Origin of the sequence: Gibbsiella greigii, assembly GCF_039540155.1 — a bacterium.
In the GTDB taxonomy this organism is placed as follows: domain Bacteria; phylum Pseudomonadota; class Gammaproteobacteria; order Enterobacterales; family Enterobacteriaceae; genus Gibbsiella; species Gibbsiella quercinecans.
In genome coordinates this window covers 249,094-264,499 of the sequence record NZ_BAABEM010000021.1, presented here as the reverse complement: position 1 = coordinate 264,499, position 15,406 = coordinate 249,094, and the positions used below count along the sequence as shown (strand labels likewise).

Genomic DNA, 15,406 nt, shown 5'->3' with positions numbered 1-15,406 from the left:
GTTTTTCTGGAGTTGTTTGGTCGGCATGAGAGGATTCGAACCTCCGACCCCCGACACCCCATGACGGTGCGCTACCAGGCTGCGCTACATGCCGACGCGATGGCAACAGTCTACCGTTTCCCACTGGTAATGCAAGCAGCTAACAAACTGATTGCGTTAGTTTTAAGCAGTTAATTGGCGATAAAGCGTTTTACGTCGGTTAATACCTGCAGCAGCAGGGCGAGCTGCGGTTTTTCGCCTTTTATTTCACGATCGTTTTCGTCGTATGCCCGGTAAGTGCCATTGCTGTCCAGCACGATGGTTTGCGTTGGGGTAGTGATAATTAGCTGGTTGTTATCACCGGTGGCCAGCCAGTTGTGTTTACGCTGCGCGGTAAACAGATCTTCACCCTGCGAATAGTCTTTGGGCGGCGTTTGCACGTGCAGCAAACGTTGCATCAGTGTATACATCACGTCATTGTGGCCGGTCAGCTTGTTGATGGCCTGCGCCGGCGTGCCCGGCCAGTGGATAATCAACGGCACTTTGAGCTGCTGTTGATTGAAACTGCTGCCCGCGCCCCAGTTACCGTGGCCGTTATCATCGAACTCAACGCCGTGCTCTGCAGTGATTACCACCACGGTTTTCTCTAGCAGCCCGCGTGCTTTCAGCGTATTCAACACCTGGTTGATTTGCTCGTCGGCATCCTGCGCCCCGGCGCGATAACGCTGGATAAAGGTAGCCGGCGCCTGAGCATCGGTTAACGGCCCGGCGCCGCGGAAGTTGATGTAAGAGAACCACGGTGTGCCGCCGCTTTGCTCTACCAGCCAGTGTTGCCACTGCTGGCGCGTGTCGGCATCGCTTTGCACCCGCGGCGCCGGCAGCGTGAAGTCTGTCAGCAGGGCCTGGCGATACAATGCGGCATTAAAGCCGTTCGATGAGAACAGGCCAAACTGGTAACCCTGCGCGCCGAGCGCGCCGATCAGCGCCGAAGGCTTACGTGCCGCCAGCACGCTATCCAGATAGGTTGGAGAAATCCCATAGAACAGGCCAAACAGCCCGGTATCCGGACGGTTGCCAGAGCTATAGTGATTCATGAAGTGAACGTTTTCTTGCGCAAAACGGGTGAGGGCAGGCATATCCTGCGCCATGTCCTGGTTGCGCACGCTGTCGACGACGATCATCAACAGGTTGTAACCGCTGCCTTTGTCCCGATAGCTGAGATCGCTCAACGGGTACTCCACCGTAACGGCTTCCGGGTTGCCTTGCTGCATCAAACGACGCTCATACTCTTGCTGATCGAGCAGCCCGTGTTTTTCCAGGAACTTACGCGCCGTCATCGGGTAAGACAGCGGCAGGTTGGCGCGCTGCATAGTGATCGGCCGGTAGAAATTGGCGTCGGCCCAGATATACATCAGGTGCGAAGCTGAAAACGCCGCGATAAACAGCGCGGCCAGCGGTTTGCCGAAGTGATGGCGGTTCAGGCTGCGCAGCTTTTGCCAGCTCCAGGTGCCAAACAACATCTCTACCAGGAAAATAACCGGTACACAGATGAACATCAGCTGCCAGTCGCGCGCCGCCTCGCCTTGATCCGGGTTAACCACCAGTTCCCAGACTACCGGGTTAAGGTGCAGGTGGAAGTGGGTAAAGACTTCGCTGTCGACCAGCAGCAGCGTTAAGCCGGCGGTCGCCAGCGCGGCAGAAATAAAACGCAGTAGCCGCTGTGACATCACCACAAAGGTGAGCGGGAAGATAATCAGCAGGTAGGCGGCAAAAACAATAAAGCTGAAATGCCCCAACAGGCTGACGATGGCGTATACGCGCCCCAGCAGCGAAGAGGGCCAGTCGGTGACAAACAGGTAGCGGCTGCCCAGGCCCAGACTGAGTAGGATATTGAACAGGGCGAACCAGTGCCCCCAGCTAATCATCTGGGAGACTTTTTCACGATAACGCTGACGGTTTGTCACCATAAATAGTTTTTAATGCGCTTTGTCTTCACGAATAGAAGCCTGTAGGGCTTCAGCAAACGATCTTGCCAGTGTCTTCCGCTGGGCGGGAGAAATGCTGGTGTTGATCAGATTGGTTACCATATTGCCCAGCACCATCAGGGAAAGATCGGTAGGGGCATGGTGTTTTTCCAGTACGTTGACCAACTCTGTGAGCAGTTGTTCAACGTGTTCGTCACTATAACGAGATGATTGTGGCATAAAGTTGTGCTCAAAACCTGACAAAGTCACCTATCTTACCGTATAGGGCCGTGATTTTCCGCTCTTTTATCGTCGGTTAATGGTGCATTTGGTTAACGCGCGTGCGCCTGGCCGCCGCCGGCCCATCAGCCTTTGCCAGCCAATCGGGGCCGGTTTGTGATCGGATTTCATTGCAGCGGCCAGCCGACAGTGCTTGAATACGCGCTCAAAGAACAGGAGGATTTATCATGAGTCTGGATCTCGACCAGGTTGCTCTGCACCAGTTAGTAAAGCGCGATGAACAAACGCTGGACGTTGTGCTGCGCGATTCGCTGCTGCCCGCCAATGCCGCAGTAGAAGAGATGATGGCGGAACTGCATCGTGTCTATAGCGCTAAAAGCAAGGCATACGGCCTGTTCAATGAGGACAGCGAACTGGCGACGGCGCTGCGCAGTTGCCGGAAGGGCGATGAAGATTTTCTGGCGTTCAGCCGCGCTGCCACCGGGCGTTTGCGTGATGAACTGGCCAAATACCCGTTTGCTGAGGGCGGGGTGGTGTTGTTCGCGCAATATCGCTACCTGGCCGTGGAGTATTTGCTGGTGGCCGTGCTGAACAGCTGCAACAGTATGCGGGTTAATGAAGAGTTGGATATCAGCGTGACCCACTATCTGGATATCAACCATGCCGATATTGTGGCGCGTATCGATCTGACCGAGTGGGAAACCAACCCGGAGTCGACCCGTTACCTGACGTTTTTGCGTGGGCGCGTGGGGCGCAAGGTTTCAGATTTCTTTATGGATTTCCTGGCGGCGGCGGAAGGGCTGGATACCAAAGCGCAAAACCGCGGCCTGTTGCAGGCGGTGGACGATTATTGCGCCGATGCCCAACTGGATAAAAACGAACGCCAGGCGGTGCGCCAGCAGGTGTACAGCTACTGTAATGAGCAGTTGCAGGCCGGGGAAGAGATTGCGCTGCAGGCGCTTTCCAAAGAGCTGGAGCCGCACGGCGAAAAGGATTTTGTGCAGTTTTCCAGCGAGCAGGGCTACCAGCTTGAAGAGAGCTTCCCGGCCGATCGCAGCACGCTGCGCCAACTGACCAAGTTCGCAGGCAGCGGCGGCGGGATCAGCATTAACTTTGATGCCCTGTTGCTGGGTGAACGCATTTTCTGGGATGCGGCAACCGATACGCTAACGATCAAAGGCACGCCGCCGAACCTGCGCGATCAGCTGCAACGCCGTTTAACCGGCGGCGGCAACTAACCAAATATACTGGGGCGAATCGCTTCGCCCTGCTACCTGCTCAACCGGGTTTTGCCGGCCGGCAGGCAATAAAAAACGCCGCAGATGCGGCGTTTTTTATTCGGCGTCCCGAAAGCAAAGCTCGATAACGTTGCGATTAAACGCGAACGAAGTCGATGTGGGTCAGTTTTGGCTTGAACGCGTGGCGCTGAACAGCCTGAACTTGAACTTTGGTTTCTTTACCGTCGATAACCAGTACGATAGGTTCACCATAGAAACCAGGCTTGGCTTCCATGTTTTTCACAGAATCGTGATCCAGTTCGATGGAGATTGCAGCGTCTTTGCCACCGTAAACGATAGCTGGGAATTTGTTTGCTGCGCGCAGGCGGCGGCTCGCACCCTTACCCTGCTCTTGACGTACTTGTGCATTGATAGTGAACATTGTTTTTTCTCTTAAAAGAAAATTTACCCTGCTACAGGCGACCCAGTAACAGGTTCGATAACTCGCCTTTACGCCGGGAGCCCCGGGTAAAGCGGGCGGCATTTTAACGGAAAGCCGCCTCAAGGGCAATGAAAACCTGCCGGCGGCGCTTAGCGTAATTCGTTGGCGCGGCGGAAACGGCCCTGATAATCGAACACTTTTTCCCGCACCTGCCAGAACTGGCCGCGCTTGCGTGCGACGACAAAATCCGGATGGCGCAGCAGCGCCTGCTGTTTGAGCACGTCTTCGGCGTTTTGCCACGGGAACGGCACGCCCGGTGCGCGCTGATGCGGGCGCAGGAACAGCATCTCGAAAGCTTTACGCTGCGCCGGCGTTTGCAGGCGGAAACGCTCGCTGGTGCTGGTGCCGTCTTCGTCAAAGTAGGTGGCTTTCAGCCATTCGCCCTTGCCGTCGCGCCCGCTGTCTAACGCCATGCCGCCGCAGCGCAGCACCAGGGCATCTTTGAGCTTCAGCGCCGCCTTCAGCATGTCGTCCGGATCGACAAGCACTTCCTGGCACTGGTGGCATCGGCGTGCGGCGATGTCGTTTTCCGCCCCGCAGTGCGGGCAGTTTTTGAAACGGAAACGATAATCGCATTGTTCACGCTGCCCCTCGTCGTCTTCCAGCCATCCCTGGCAGCGCCGGCCATAGTGCTCAATGATGGCGCCGCTTTCGGTGCATTTTCCCCAGAACAGATTGGCGAAGCCGCAGGCGGGGCAGAACACTTGTACCGGCTGGCTGTCGCGGTGCGGCTTGCTGGCGCCGACTTCCGGCGTAAACAGATCGTGTGGATTGCCGGCATAATCGAGGATCAGGCAGTCTTTTTTACCGGGGGCCAGCCGCAAGCCACGCCCAACGATCTGCTGATACAGGCTGACGGATTCGGTAGGGCGCAAAATGGCGATCAGATCGACATGCGGCGCATCAAAGCCGGTGGTCAGAACGGCGACGTTGACCAAATAGCGCAGCCGCTGTTGTTTAAAGGCTTCGATCAACGCATCGCGTTCAGCGGCCGGCGTTTGTGCACTGACCAGCGCCGCTTCGCCGGCCGGCAACAGGCCATGGATCTCGCCGGCATGCTCCACGGTGGCGGCGAAGATCATCACTCCTTTGCGGTCTTCTGCGTATTCGACAATCTGTCTAATGATGTGTGGAGTGATGCGGTTTTGTTGTTTTAACTCGCGGTTGAGATCCGTTTCGCTAAACAGCCCGTTGCTATTGGCCTGCAAACGGCTGAAATCGTACTGCACGATCGGCATATCCAGGCGCTCCGGCGGTACCAGATAGCCGTGTTTGATCATATAGCGTAGCGGCAGCTCATAAATGCAGGTGCGGAATAATGTGCTGCCGTCGCCCCGGACCATGCCGTGATAGTGGTATTGGTAGATCCAGCCTTTGCCCAAACGGTACGGCGTCGCTGTCAGGCCCAGCAGCCGTAGCTGTGGGTTGCCGCGTGTGAGCTGCTGGATAATCTGCTGGTACTGGCTGCCGTCGTCATCGCTGATACGGTGGCACTCGTCGATAATCAGCAGCGAGAAAGCGCCATCGAACAGCGCCAGGTTGCGCGCCACCGACTGTACGCTGCCAAACACCACCTTGCCTGCGCTTTCTTTCTGCTGCAGGCCGGCGGCGAAAATATCGGCTTCCAGCCCGTAGGCACAATATTTGGCGTGGTTCTGCGCCACCAGTTCCTTAACATGAGCCAATACCAATACCCGCCCACGTGCGCGTTTGGCCAACTCGGCGATCACCAGGCTTTTCCCGGCGCCGGTGGGCAGGACGATTAACGCAGGCTCGGTGGATTTGCGGAAATGCCCGATGGTGGCTTCAACCGCTTCTAACTGATAGGGGCGTAGGGTAAATGCCATGAATGAATGCCGCTTGCTGGTCAAGGCCGCCGGGGCCGTTTGTTGCCTACAGTATGTGGGCATTGTCTCCCCGGCGGCGGAAAACTTTTCGCTATTATGCCTTCCCTGCCGCATTGGTGCGAATTTCCCTCACCCTAGCCCTCTCCCAGAGGGAGAGGGAACGTTTGGCGTTGGCGGTGAGTGTGGATAGCTGAGGGGGGATTTGCCCTCATCCTAACCCTCTCCCAGAGGGCTGTCTCTTATACACAAGTCTGTATTTTGTTGTTTTTTATAGTAATTATTTTAAGCTTATTGATAGGGTGCTCAAAAATAATTCCTTTAAAATCAGTTAACTAGATTTCTCAGATTACAGCTGTTTTTCTGCAATCTGAGATGTGTATAAGAGACAGCCCAGAGGGAGAGGGGACGATCGGCGTTGGGGTTGGCTATGGGCACGGGCGTTCCCTCTCCCGTTGGGAGAGGGTTGGGGTGAGGGGACAGTGGGGCAGTAAAAGCCGAGAGAACAGTAACTGCTGGGAGGCAGCGTTTTCCACCGTTATACTCGTGGCGGCACTATAGACTTTTACCGATCAGGCTGCGCCCGCCGTTATACCGCGGCGCAGTCTGGCACTTTCTGGCCCCGTCATGCACGGCCATGCAGCGGCGGGGCGTTGTGTTTTGGCAGTATGATCAACACGATCACAATAACGGCAGGCAAAGTAGACTCAATGCGACTGGACAAGTTTTTATCTCAGCAATTAGGTATCAGCCGTGCGCTGGTGGCCCGTGAACTCCGTGCAAAGCGTGTTACCGTGGATGGCGAGGTGGTGAAAAGCGGCGCCATGAAACTGGCGCCCGAGCAGGAGGTGGCCTTTGACGGCAATGTGCTCCAGCAAATGAATGGCCCGCGCTACTTTATGCTCAACAAACCGCAAGGCTATGTGTGCTCCACCGAAGATCCCGATCATCCGACGGTGCTCTATTTTCTTGATGAACCGGTGGCGTATAAGCTGCATGCGGCTGGGCGGCTGGATATTGATACCACCGGCCTGGTGCTGATGACCGACGACGGCCAGTGGTCGCACCGTATCACCTCACCGAAGCACCACTGCGAAAAAACCTATCTGGTTACGCTGGAGCAACCGCTGGCGGAAGATACCGCACAGCGCTTTGCCGCCGGCGTGCAGCTGCATAATGAAAAAGATCTCACCAAACCGGCCCGGCTGGAAAAGCTGGAGGATACCTTGGTGCGCCTGACGATCAGTGAAGGGCGTTACCATCAGGTAAAACGCATGTTTGCCGCCGTGGGCAACCGGGTGGTTGAACTGCACCGTGAACGTATTGGCGCCATCGTCCTGGATGACGATCTGGCACCGGGGGAATATCGCCCGCTGACCGAGGAAGAAATCGCCAGCGTTGGCGCCCCGCATTTGCAAGATTAAGGCGCGTTGCGTTTTCTGCCCGGCCAATCCGCCTCTGGCAGCATCGTGCTTGCTCTACCGGTATCCCGGCCATTCGCGCCCTTGCAGGCCCGGTAGAAAAATAATCCTGCTAATAAATTGCAGGCGAATCGCTGTATATTTTTTGTTAAAATGGCACCTGTTTAACGGGTGCTGCTCACCGGCTAACCATTTTATTTCTTTTCATACTCTACGCGTTATTTGTTTTTTTTAAATAAACATCAATATGTTATCTGGTTTTATTCAAGGTTCTTTATTGCGGTATGTTTATTTTATGTAAAAATATGGCGATTAAAAAGTAACGTCAATGCAAGAAAAAAGGTTGAGATCCAGCGATGAAAGGGGTACATATAACGCAAAAATGCGAGCTGAGTCGCAAAATGCCGTACAGGCAACGCGGATGATTGCCGCAGCGGCGAACGGCAAACGCGGGATAAAGGTTATTCTTGTGTATTAATTGTTACTAGTAAGTAAAATTATGGCCACTTGGATAATTCACCGCGGCTATACTTTAGTGAGTCAGTAACGCGTACTTCACTTTTCAACCTAGGGATTTCACGTGGACAGTATCCAACTTTCGGTGGTGCACCGCTTACCGCAAAGTTATCGTTGGCTATCGGGCTTTACTGGCGTCAAGGTGGAACCGATGCCGCTGAACGGCATAGACGAAGATAACAATCTGATTGGCTTGAAATTGCTCAGCCATGATGGTAGCGATGCGTGGCAGGTAATGCATCAGTTGAACCTGTCTTTGCAAGAAATTCAGGTCGATTGCGCCGTGGTGGAATGGGAAGGCGAACCTTGCCTGTTTGTTCACCGCAGCGACGAAAGCGCCACCCTCTGCCGGTTAAAAAACGTCGGAGCGGCGATCGCCGAGCCGGTGAGCGCTCAATATCCTTTCTAACCCCGCAGCGTTATTCAGCCAATTGCAGTAATTGCTGAGTATAGGCCGCCGTGGGGGCATTGAAGATTGCCCGGCAATCGCCTTGTTCCACCACTTCCCCCTGGCGCAGCACAATCACCTGATGGCACAGTGAGCGCACCACCTGCAAATCATGGCTGATAAACAGGTAGGCCAGCCCGTGTTGCCGTTGCAGCGATTTCAGCAGCAGCAGGATTTGCGCCTGCACCGATTTATCCAGCGATGAGGTGGGCTCATCCAAAATCAGCAGCTTTGGCTGCAAAATCAGCGCGCGGGCGATGGCGATACGCTGGCGTTGGCCGCCTGAAAATTCATTCGGGTAGCGGTGGCGCAGCGCCGGATCCAACCCCACTTCCGTTAGTGCGGCTATCACCCGCTGCTCGCGCTGTTCGGCGCTAATCTGCTGATGCACCTCCAACCCTTCGGCCACAATCTGCAGCACGTTAAGCCGCGGGTTAAGGGCGGAATAGGGATCTTGAAATACGATCTGTATCTGGCTACGGAACGGCTGCATTTGCTTCATGTTGAACTGGTGCAGCGGTTGGCCGTTAAACCAGATGGCGCCCCGTGAAGCGAGCAAGCGCAACAGGGCCAGCCCGGTGGTGCTCTTGCCAGAGCCGGATTCGCCCACCAGCCCCACGCTCTCGCCCGCCCGGAGTTCAAAGCTCAGGTTTTTCAGCGCGTAGTGTTCGGCAACGGTGCGGCGCAGCAAGCCACGTTTTATCGGGAAGCTGACCTGCAGGTTCTCCACGCGCAGCAACGGCGGTTCATCGCCGGGGCGGGCGGCCGGCAGTGGCAACGGTTCACCGACGTTTTCCGCCGCCAACAGTTGCTGGGTATAGGCATGCTGCGGCGCCTGGAATAGCCGATCACGCGCGCCTTGTTCAACGCATTGCCCCTGGCGCATCACGGCCACGTTGTCTGCCAGGCGGCGCACGATATTCAGGTTATGGGTAATAAACAGCAGCCCCATGCCCATTTCCTGCTTCAACTCTTGCAGCAAACGCAGGATCTGCGCCTGAATGGTGACGTCCAGCGCGGTGGTCGGTTCATCGGCGATCAGCAGTTTCGGCTGGGTCAGGGTGGCCATGGCGATCATCACCCGTTGGCGTTCCCCGCCAGAGAGCTGATGCGGATAATCTTTCAGCCGGCTTTTGGCATTGTGGATCCCTACACGGTCCAGGTAGTGAATGATCTCGCCGCGTGCCGCTTCACGCCCCATCCCACGGTGCAGCGCCAACACTTCGGCCAGCTGTTTTTCAATGGTGTGCAGGGGATTGAGCGACACCATCGGCTCCTGGAAGATCATGGCGATCTGGTTGCCGCGCACGTTGCGCAATGCGCTTTCTGGCGCGTGCAGCAGAGATTGGCCGCCAAACAGAATATCGCCGTGCGGGTAGACCACCGGCGGTGCGGGCAGCAGCCGCAGCACCGATAGCGCAGTTACGCTCTTGCCGGAGCCGGATTCGCCGACCAGCGCCAGCGTTTCGCCCTGCTCGACCTGCAGCGAGATGCCGTTGACCACCTGGCTAAGCTCGCCCCCCTGGCGGAAAGCGATGTGGAGATCCTCAATGGAAAGCAGTGGGGATGTAGCCATATTAATGCGCCTTGCTGGGATCAAAGGCATCGCGTACCGCTTCGCCGATGAAAATTAATAACGAAAGCAGCAGGGCCAGCACGATAAAGGCGGTGATGCCAAGCCAGGGCGCCTGCAGGTTATTCTTGCCTTGCAGAAGCAGTTCGCCCAGCGAAGGCGAACCGAGCGGCAGGCCGAAACCAAGGAAATCAAGCGAAGTGAGGGTGGTGATCGAGCCGCATAGAATAAACGGCAGGAACGTCAGCGTCGCCACCATGGCATTTGGCAGCATATGGCGGTACATGATCACCCGATCGGCAACCCCCATGGCGCGGGCGGCGCGAATATAGTCGTAATTGCGGGTACGCAGGAACTCGGCGCGCACCACCCCGACCAGGCTCATCCAGCCAAACAGAATGGTGATCGCCAGTAGCCACCAGAAGTTGGGCTGCACAATGCTGGACAGCAGAATGATCAAGAACAGCGTCGGCATGCCCGACCACACCTCGATGAAGCGTTGCCCCCACAGATCGAGCCGGCCGCCGTAATAACCCTGAATCGCGCCGGCGAAAATACCGATCAGGCTGGAAAACAGCGTCAGCGCCAGGCCGAACAGCATGGAAATACGGAACCCATACAGCACCCGGGCGAGCACATCGCTGCCGTTGCTGTCGGTGCCGAGCAGGTTATGGCGCGAAGGCGGGGAGGGGAAGGGCACATCGGTGGCGAAATTGATGGTGTCGTAGCTGTAGCGGATCGGAGCCCAGATTGCCCAGCCGTGGTTTTCGATCTGTTGCTGGATAAATGGATCCTGATAGTCCGTGGTGGTGTGCAACTGGCCGCCAAAGGTAGTTTCACTATAGTTGACCATAAAGGGCTGGTAGAAACGCCCTTCATAACGCACCAGCAGGGGTTTATCGTTGGCGATCAAGTTGGCGCCCAGGCTGAGCACGAACAACACCAGGAAAATCCACAGTGACCAGTAACCGCGGCGGTTGCTGCGAAAACGCGCCCAGCGCGCCTGATTGATCGGGCTTAAACGGCTCATTGGCGTGCCTCGAAATCAATGCGCGGATCGACCAGGGTATAGGTGATGTCGCTGATGATATTCAGCAGCAGGCCGATCAGGGTGAAAATATACAGTGTGCCGAACATCACCGGGTAATCACGCTGCAGGGTGGCATCATAGCCCAGCAGGCCCAGCCCGTTGAGAGAGAACATCACCTCAATCAGCAGGGAGCCGGTAAAAAACATGCTGATAAACGTGGCCGGGAAGCCGGCAATCACCAGCAGCATGGCGTTGCGGAATACGTGGCGATAAAGGATCTTTTTTTCATCCAGCCCTTTGGCGCGCGCGGTGATGACGTATTGTTTGCGGATTTCATCAAGAAAGGAATTCTTGGTCAGCATGGTTAACGCCGCGAAACCGCCGATCACCGTTGCCAGCACCGGCAGCGTAATGTGCCACAGATAGTCGGTGATTTTGCTGTACCAGGGCAGGCTATCGAAATTGCTTGAAACCAGCCCGCGCAGCGGGAACCAGTCGAGGTAGCTGCCGCCGGCGAACAGCACAATCAGCAAGATGGCAAACAGGAAGGCCGGGATGGCATAGCCGATAATAATCAGCCAACTGCTCCAGGCATCAAATGCGCTGCCGTTGTGAATGGCCTTGCGGATGCCAAGCGGGATCGACACCAGGTAAATGATCAGCGTGCTCCACAGCCCCAGGCTGATGGAAACCGGCAGGCTTTGGCCCACCAGTTGCATCACCGATGCGCCGCGGAACAGGCTATCGCCGAAATCCAGGCGCATATAATTCCACAACATGGTGAAATAACGCGTGTGCAACGGCTTATCAAAGCCGTAGCGCTGGGTGATCTCGGCGATCACTTCAGGATCCAACCCGCGCGAACCGCGGTACTGGCCTTCGCCCGCATTGCCGACGCCGGCTTTGGCATGGCCGAGCCCTTCGCCGCCGCCACCGCCGCTAAAGCCGCTGTGCTGGCCCAGCTCAATGGCGGCAATCGCCTGGTCCACCGGCCCGCCAGGGGCGATCTGCACGATGAAAAAGTTGATGGTGATAATGGCCCATAGGGTAGGGATCACCAGCAATAGTCTGCGTATCAGGTAAGCGGCCATCACCGGCTCCTTTAGGGCTGCTGTGCCGGCAAACGTGCCGCTTTGTTGACGTCATACCACCAGTTCTCAAAGCCAACGGCGTAGGTTGGGCGAATGGATGGCATGGAGAATTTGTCCCAGTAGGCGAAGCGATCGTGGTTGGAGTACCACATTGGCAGCATAAACATATTCCAGGTTAATACCCGGTCCAGTGCCCGACCCAGCGGCAACAGCGCGGCTTCATTCCCCTGGCTTTTCAGGATTTGCGCCAACAGTGCGTCAACCGCCGGATCGCTGACGCCCGGTGAGTTATAGCTGGAGTTGATGTAGTGGGTGCCCCAATACATCTCCAGATTGGCGTTGGGGAACGGCATCGCAGGATAAACGGTTGGCATCATGTCGAAATCGCGTTCACGCATCCGGCGGGTGTACTGGGTGGCGTCTATTTCGCGGATTTCCATGGTGATTCCCAGCCGCTGCAAATTGTGCTTGAAGGGAAGCACGTACTGGAAATTACTGCCGCTTAGCAGCATCAGTTCGAAGACAAAGGGTTTGCCGGTTTTGCTGTTGATCAGGCGCTGGTTCTTCACCTCCCACCCGGCTTCCTGCAGCAATTGGGTGGCCTTCAACAGATTTTGCCGATCGTAACCGCTGCCGTCGGTGCCTGGGGGCTGATAAATCTGGTTGAATACCTCCGGCGGCACCCGATCTTTAAGCGGCGCCAGCACCGCCAGCTCCGCAGCATCGGGGTAGCCGCTGGCCGCATAGGGGGTGTTCTGGAAATAACTGCGGGTGCGCTGATAGGCATTGTAGTACAGCGCTTTGTTCATCCAGTCGAAATCAAACGCCAGCGTGATGGCTTCACGCACCCGGCGGTCGGCAAAGATTGGCCGGTGGATATTAAACGCCAACCAGCGGGTATTTTGCGCCGCCTGGTTGGTTTCATCCTGTTTGATGATGTAGTTGCGTGCGAAGTTGCCCCCCTCGTACTGGGTCGCCCAGCTTTTGGGGGCGCTTTCGCTACGGAAGTCATACGCGCCGGCCTTGAAAGCCTCGAGCGCCACTTTGTCGTCCAGATAATAATCGTAGCGAATCGTATCGAAGTTAAAGCGCCCACGGTTCACCGGCAGGTTGGCCGCCCAGTAGTCACGCACCCGTTGGTAGGTGATGTATTGGCCGGCGCGGTAGCTGCCGACTTTGTAGGGGCCACTGCCCAGCGGCGGCGTAGCGAGCGGTTCACTGAGATTGTGATCTTTCCAAAAGCTCTCCGGCAGTACCCGCGTGCCAAGCAGGCTGAGCATTTTCTCCCTGTCGGTTTCCGGCAGTTCGATACGCACCACCAGGCGAGAAATCGCTTTGACCTTTACCCCTTTGTAATAGACACGGTACTGCGGTACGCCTTCGGTCATGAACTTATTGAAAGTGAAGGCGACATCGGCGGCGGTGATCGGGCTGCCGTCCTGGAAACGGGCGCGCGGGTTGATGCTGAGCTCCATCCAGCGCATATCGGCAGGGTAGCGTGCCGATTCGGCGATTAATGGGTAGTAACTGGCGGGTTCATCGTCGGAACTGGCGAACAGTGTGTCGTACAGATCGCCGGTGCCCTGGCCGGGAACCCCTCTGGAGGCAAAACGGTTAAAGTTGTCGTAGGTGCCGATAGCCGCCAGGCGTACGTCCCCGCCTTTTGGCGCGGCAGGGTTAACGTAGTCGTAGTGGGTGAAATCGTTGGAATATTTGGGTTCGCCGAGCAGAGCGAAAGCGTAGCTTTCATTGATGGCTTCGGCGTGCAGAGCAAAACTGCATGCCGCAAACGCCATGGCAGCAAAAACGCGCATCAACATATATACGGTAAGCTCCTGCTGTGTAAATAAAATTCGGCTGAACTGCTGCTTGATAAAATACAGCCTAGCATAACACCCGATAACCGCTTACAGGGTAAAGAAAATTAAAGATCGCGGCCATTTTGCCAGGCTTGGGCAAATTCGGTGAAGGCATGAAGGCCGAGCGGTTTGCTGAAGTAATAGCCCTGCATATAGTTGACGCCTTGTTCTTGTAAAAAGGCAAACTGCTCTGCGGTCTCGACCCCTTCGGCGATGGTTTGCATGTCCAGGCGCTTCGCCAGGGCGATCACGGCGTCCAGCACCGGGGTGGTTATGCTGTCCCGGCCGATGGCGTTGATAAAACCGCGATCGATCTTCAAATAATCCAATGCGAAGCGCTCCAAATAAATCAGTGCGCTGTGGCCGGTGCCGAAATCGTCAATGGCAACTTCAATCCCCTGGCTTTGCAGCCAGTTAAACACCGCCAGTGCATTGTCGGCTTCCACCATGCCGCGTTCGGTCACTTCGAACACCGGTTTGCAATGATTGCGCGCCATCGCCGCCAACAGCGGCTGTATATCCTGGCGGAATGCCGGATCGACCAGGTAGGAAGGGGGGAGGTTGATGCCCATTTTGGCGTTTTCCGGTAGCACCGGCGCCAACGTGGGGAGATCATGGATAATCAGTTCGAACAGGTGGCGGGTTAGTGGATCAATGAGCCCGTTGCTTTCGGCATAGGGAATGAATACGTCCGGCGGGATCAGCCCTTCCGTGGGGTGCCACCAGCGGATCAACGCTTCCATGCCCACCAGTGCGCGGTCTGTGCAGGTAAATACCGGTTGGTATTCCACCACAAACTCACCGTGGCGTATGCCGTTAAGCAACGCGCGCTGCGGGCTTTGGTGCAGCAGGAGCATGTAATAAGCCAGCACACTGATTAACACCGCCAGAACCAGGCTGCCTAGCAGGCTAAGCCGTATATCGTTCGATGTCAGGTTTTGGTTATAAAATACAACGGCCATCGGGTAATGTTTGATGGATAAACGATGGGCGTTGGCCTGGGGTAATTGTTCCACCGGTATTAACTGTGGGCTGAAAGTGGTCAATGCGCGGTTGCCCATAATAATCGCCAACCCCGGCGCCCGATCGTCATGTGAGGAAAACAGCAGATACGGGGCCAGATCGATATCCAGGGTTGCCAATACGCCGCTGTCTTCACTGCCCGGTTGCTGCAGCCAGATGGCGGCTACCGGTTTGTTCGGGACTATCGGCGTGCCTTGTTGCAACTTCATATCCAGCGGCTGGTGCCAGTTGATCTCCGGGTAAATTTCACGCAATTCAGTTGCCATTTCGCCGGTGGCGGAAGAACAATAGGCCACACCGTTTTTAATCAACAAGAAAGCGCGAACGCTGCTGGTAAAGGCCGCCTTGTAGGTGAGTTCTGGCGTGATTGACGCGCAGCTTTTTTGCGCCTGCGGCATAATTCCGCGCATGACCGACGTCAGTTCATTGAGGTAAGTTATGGCGTACTGATGCGTACGTTCTTCGACGGAGTGCTGGTATTGCACACGCAGTTGCTGAATCAGCAATAAAGCCACGGCGCTAAATACCATAAAGGCCAATAGGGCAATCGCCCCGCAGTTAAACAAATTGCGCCGCTTTTGTGAACGGTGCTGTATAAAATCTTGCTTTAAACTCATAAAACCATCCCCTGGTTAAGTATAAGGCTTTTTAATGTTCATCCAATAGACTTAATGTTTCCGCCAGCCTTTGTTATTTATT

General features: G+C 55.9%; 12 protein-coding genes and 1 tRNA gene. 3 read left to right on the top strand and 10 right to left on the bottom strand.

Annotated features, from left to right (window positions below; all coding sequences use genetic code 11):
* Window positions 1-17 precede the first annotated feature (17 nt).
* From AC559G_RS15575 to AC559G_RS15565, 3 genes are all read right to left on the bottom strand, one after another.
* Window positions 18-94: transfer RNA gene (locus tag AC559G_RS15575), tRNA-Pro, on the bottom strand.
* Between the two features lie 76 nt (window positions 95-170).
* A complete protein-coding gene (yejM, locus tag AC559G_RS15570; protein WP_498913150.1) occupies window positions 171-1,946 on the bottom strand; it encodes a DUF3413 domain-containing protein in 1,776 nt (591 codons plus the stop codon).
* Between the two features lie 9 nt (window positions 1,947-1,955).
* Complete coding sequence (locus AC559G_RS15565) at window positions 1,956-2,183, bottom strand: YejL family protein (protein WP_095845135.1); 228 nt, start codon at window positions 2,181-2,183, stop codon at window positions 1,956-1,958.
* 227 nt (window positions 2,184-2,410) lie between these two features.
* On the opposite strand from AC559G_RS15565, the gene yejK reads away from it, so the two are divergent.
* Window positions 2,411-3,421, top strand: coding sequence for a nucleoid-associated protein YejK (gene yejK / locus AC559G_RS15560; protein WP_279029159.1), 1,011 nt, complete (start codon window positions 2,411-2,413; stop codon window positions 3,419-3,421).
* A gap of 136 nt (window positions 3,422-3,557) precedes the next feature.
* Here the strand turns inward: yejK and rplY are convergent, their stop codons facing one another.
* Both rplY and radD read right to left on the bottom strand, forming a co-directional pair.
* A complete protein-coding gene (gene rplY / locus AC559G_RS15555; protein WP_279029162.1) occupies window positions 3,558-3,842 on the bottom strand; it encodes a 50S ribosomal protein L25 in 285 nt (94 codons plus the stop codon).
* A 149-nt stretch (window positions 3,843-3,991) separates the two neighbouring features.
* Complete coding sequence (gene radD, locus AC559G_RS15550) at window positions 3,992-5,749, bottom strand: DEAD/DEAH box helicase (RefSeq protein ID WP_498913149.1); 1,758 nt, start codon at window positions 5,747-5,749, stop codon at window positions 3,992-3,994.
* Between the two features lie 707 nt (window positions 5,750-6,456).
* On the opposite strand from radD, the gene rsuA reads away from it, so the two are divergent.
* A complete protein-coding gene (rsuA, locus tag AC559G_RS15545) occupies window positions 6,457-7,170 on the top strand; it encodes a 16S rRNA pseudouridine(516) synthase RsuA (protein ID WP_121555805.1) in 714 nt (237 codons plus the stop codon).
* A 577-nt stretch (window positions 7,171-7,747) separates the two neighbouring features.
* A complete protein-coding gene (locus AC559G_RS15540) occupies window positions 7,748-8,092 on the top strand; it encodes a YejG family protein (RefSeq protein WP_121555806.1) in 345 nt (114 codons plus the stop codon).
* 10 nt (window positions 8,093-8,102) lie between these two features.
* Here the strand turns inward: AC559G_RS15540 and yejF are convergent, their stop codons facing one another.
* The 5 genes from yejF to pdeN form a co-directional block, all read right to left on the bottom strand.
* The gene (gene yejF, locus AC559G_RS15535; protein ID WP_498913148.1) at window positions 8,103-9,707 is read right to left on the bottom strand and encodes an ABC transporter ATP-binding protein; all 1,605 of its coding nucleotides are present in this window, start codon (window positions 9,705-9,707) and stop codon (window positions 8,103-8,105) included.
* Between the two features lies 1 nt (window position 9,708).
* A complete protein-coding gene (locus AC559G_RS15530; protein ID WP_279027510.1) occupies window positions 9,709-10,734 on the bottom strand; it encodes an ABC transporter permease in 1,026 nt (341 codons plus the stop codon).
* The gene (locus AC559G_RS15525; RefSeq protein ID WP_438597180.1) at window positions 10,731-11,825 is read right to left on the bottom strand and encodes a microcin C ABC transporter permease YejB; all 1,095 of its coding nucleotides are present in this window, start codon (window positions 11,823-11,825) and stop codon (window positions 10,731-10,733) included. The genes AC559G_RS15530 and AC559G_RS15525 overlap by 4 nt, the downstream gene beginning before the upstream one ends.
* Before the next feature lie 11 nt (window positions 11,826-11,836).
* A complete protein-coding gene (locus AC559G_RS15520) occupies window positions 11,837-13,645 on the bottom strand; it encodes an extracellular solute-binding protein (protein ID WP_498913147.1) in 1,809 nt (602 codons plus the stop codon).
* 104 nt (window positions 13,646-13,749) lie between these two features.
* A complete protein-coding gene (gene pdeN / locus AC559G_RS15515; RefSeq protein ID WP_498913146.1) occupies window positions 13,750-15,324 on the bottom strand; it encodes a cyclic di-3',5'-guanosine monophosphate phosphodiesterase PdeN in 1,575 nt (524 codons plus the stop codon).
* Between the last annotated feature and the right edge of the window lie 82 nt (window positions 15,325-15,406).

Excerpts from the sequence above, each read along its gene's own strand:
- rplY (WP_279029162.1), bottom strand. The coding sequence starts at position 3,842 with ATGTTCACTATCAATGCACAAGTACGTCAAGAGCAGGGTAAGGGTGCG.
- radD (WP_498913149.1), bottom strand. The coding sequence starts at position 5,749 with ATGGCATTTACCCTACGCCCCTATCAGTTAGAAGCGGTTGAAGCCACC.
- AC559G_RS15525 (WP_438597180.1), bottom strand. The coding sequence starts at position 11,825 with ATGGCCGCTTACCTGATACGCAGACTATTGCTGGTGATCCCTACCCTA.
- AC559G_RS15520 (WP_498913147.1), bottom strand. The coding sequence starts at position 13,645 with ATGTTGATGCGCGTTTTTGCTGCCATGGCGTTTGCGGCATGCAGTTTT.
- rsuA (WP_121555805.1), top strand. The coding sequence starts at position 6,457 with ATGCGACTGGACAAGTTTTTATCTCAGCAATTAGGTATCAGCCGTGCG.
- AC559G_RS15530 (WP_279027510.1), bottom strand. The coding sequence starts at position 10,734 with ATGAGCCGTTTAAGCCCGATCAATCAGGCGCGCTGGGCGCGTTTTCGC.
- yejF (WP_498913148.1), bottom strand. The coding sequence starts at position 9,707 with ATGGCTACATCCCCACTGCTTTCCATTGAGGATCTCCACATCGCTTTC.
- yejK (WP_279029159.1), top strand. The coding sequence starts at position 2,411 with ATGAGTCTGGATCTCGACCAGGTTGCTCTGCACCAGTTAGTAAAGCGC.
- pdeN (WP_498913146.1), bottom strand. The coding sequence starts at position 15,324 with ATGAGTTTAAAGCAAGATTTTATACAGCACCGTTCACAAAAGCGGCGC.
- yejM (WP_498913150.1), bottom strand. The coding sequence starts at position 1,946 with ATGGTGACAAACCGTCAGCGTTATCGTGAAAAAGTCTCCCAGATGATT.
- AC559G_RS15565 (WP_095845135.1), bottom strand. The coding sequence starts at position 2,183 with ATGCCACAATCATCTCGTTATAGTGACGAACACGTTGAACAACTGCTC.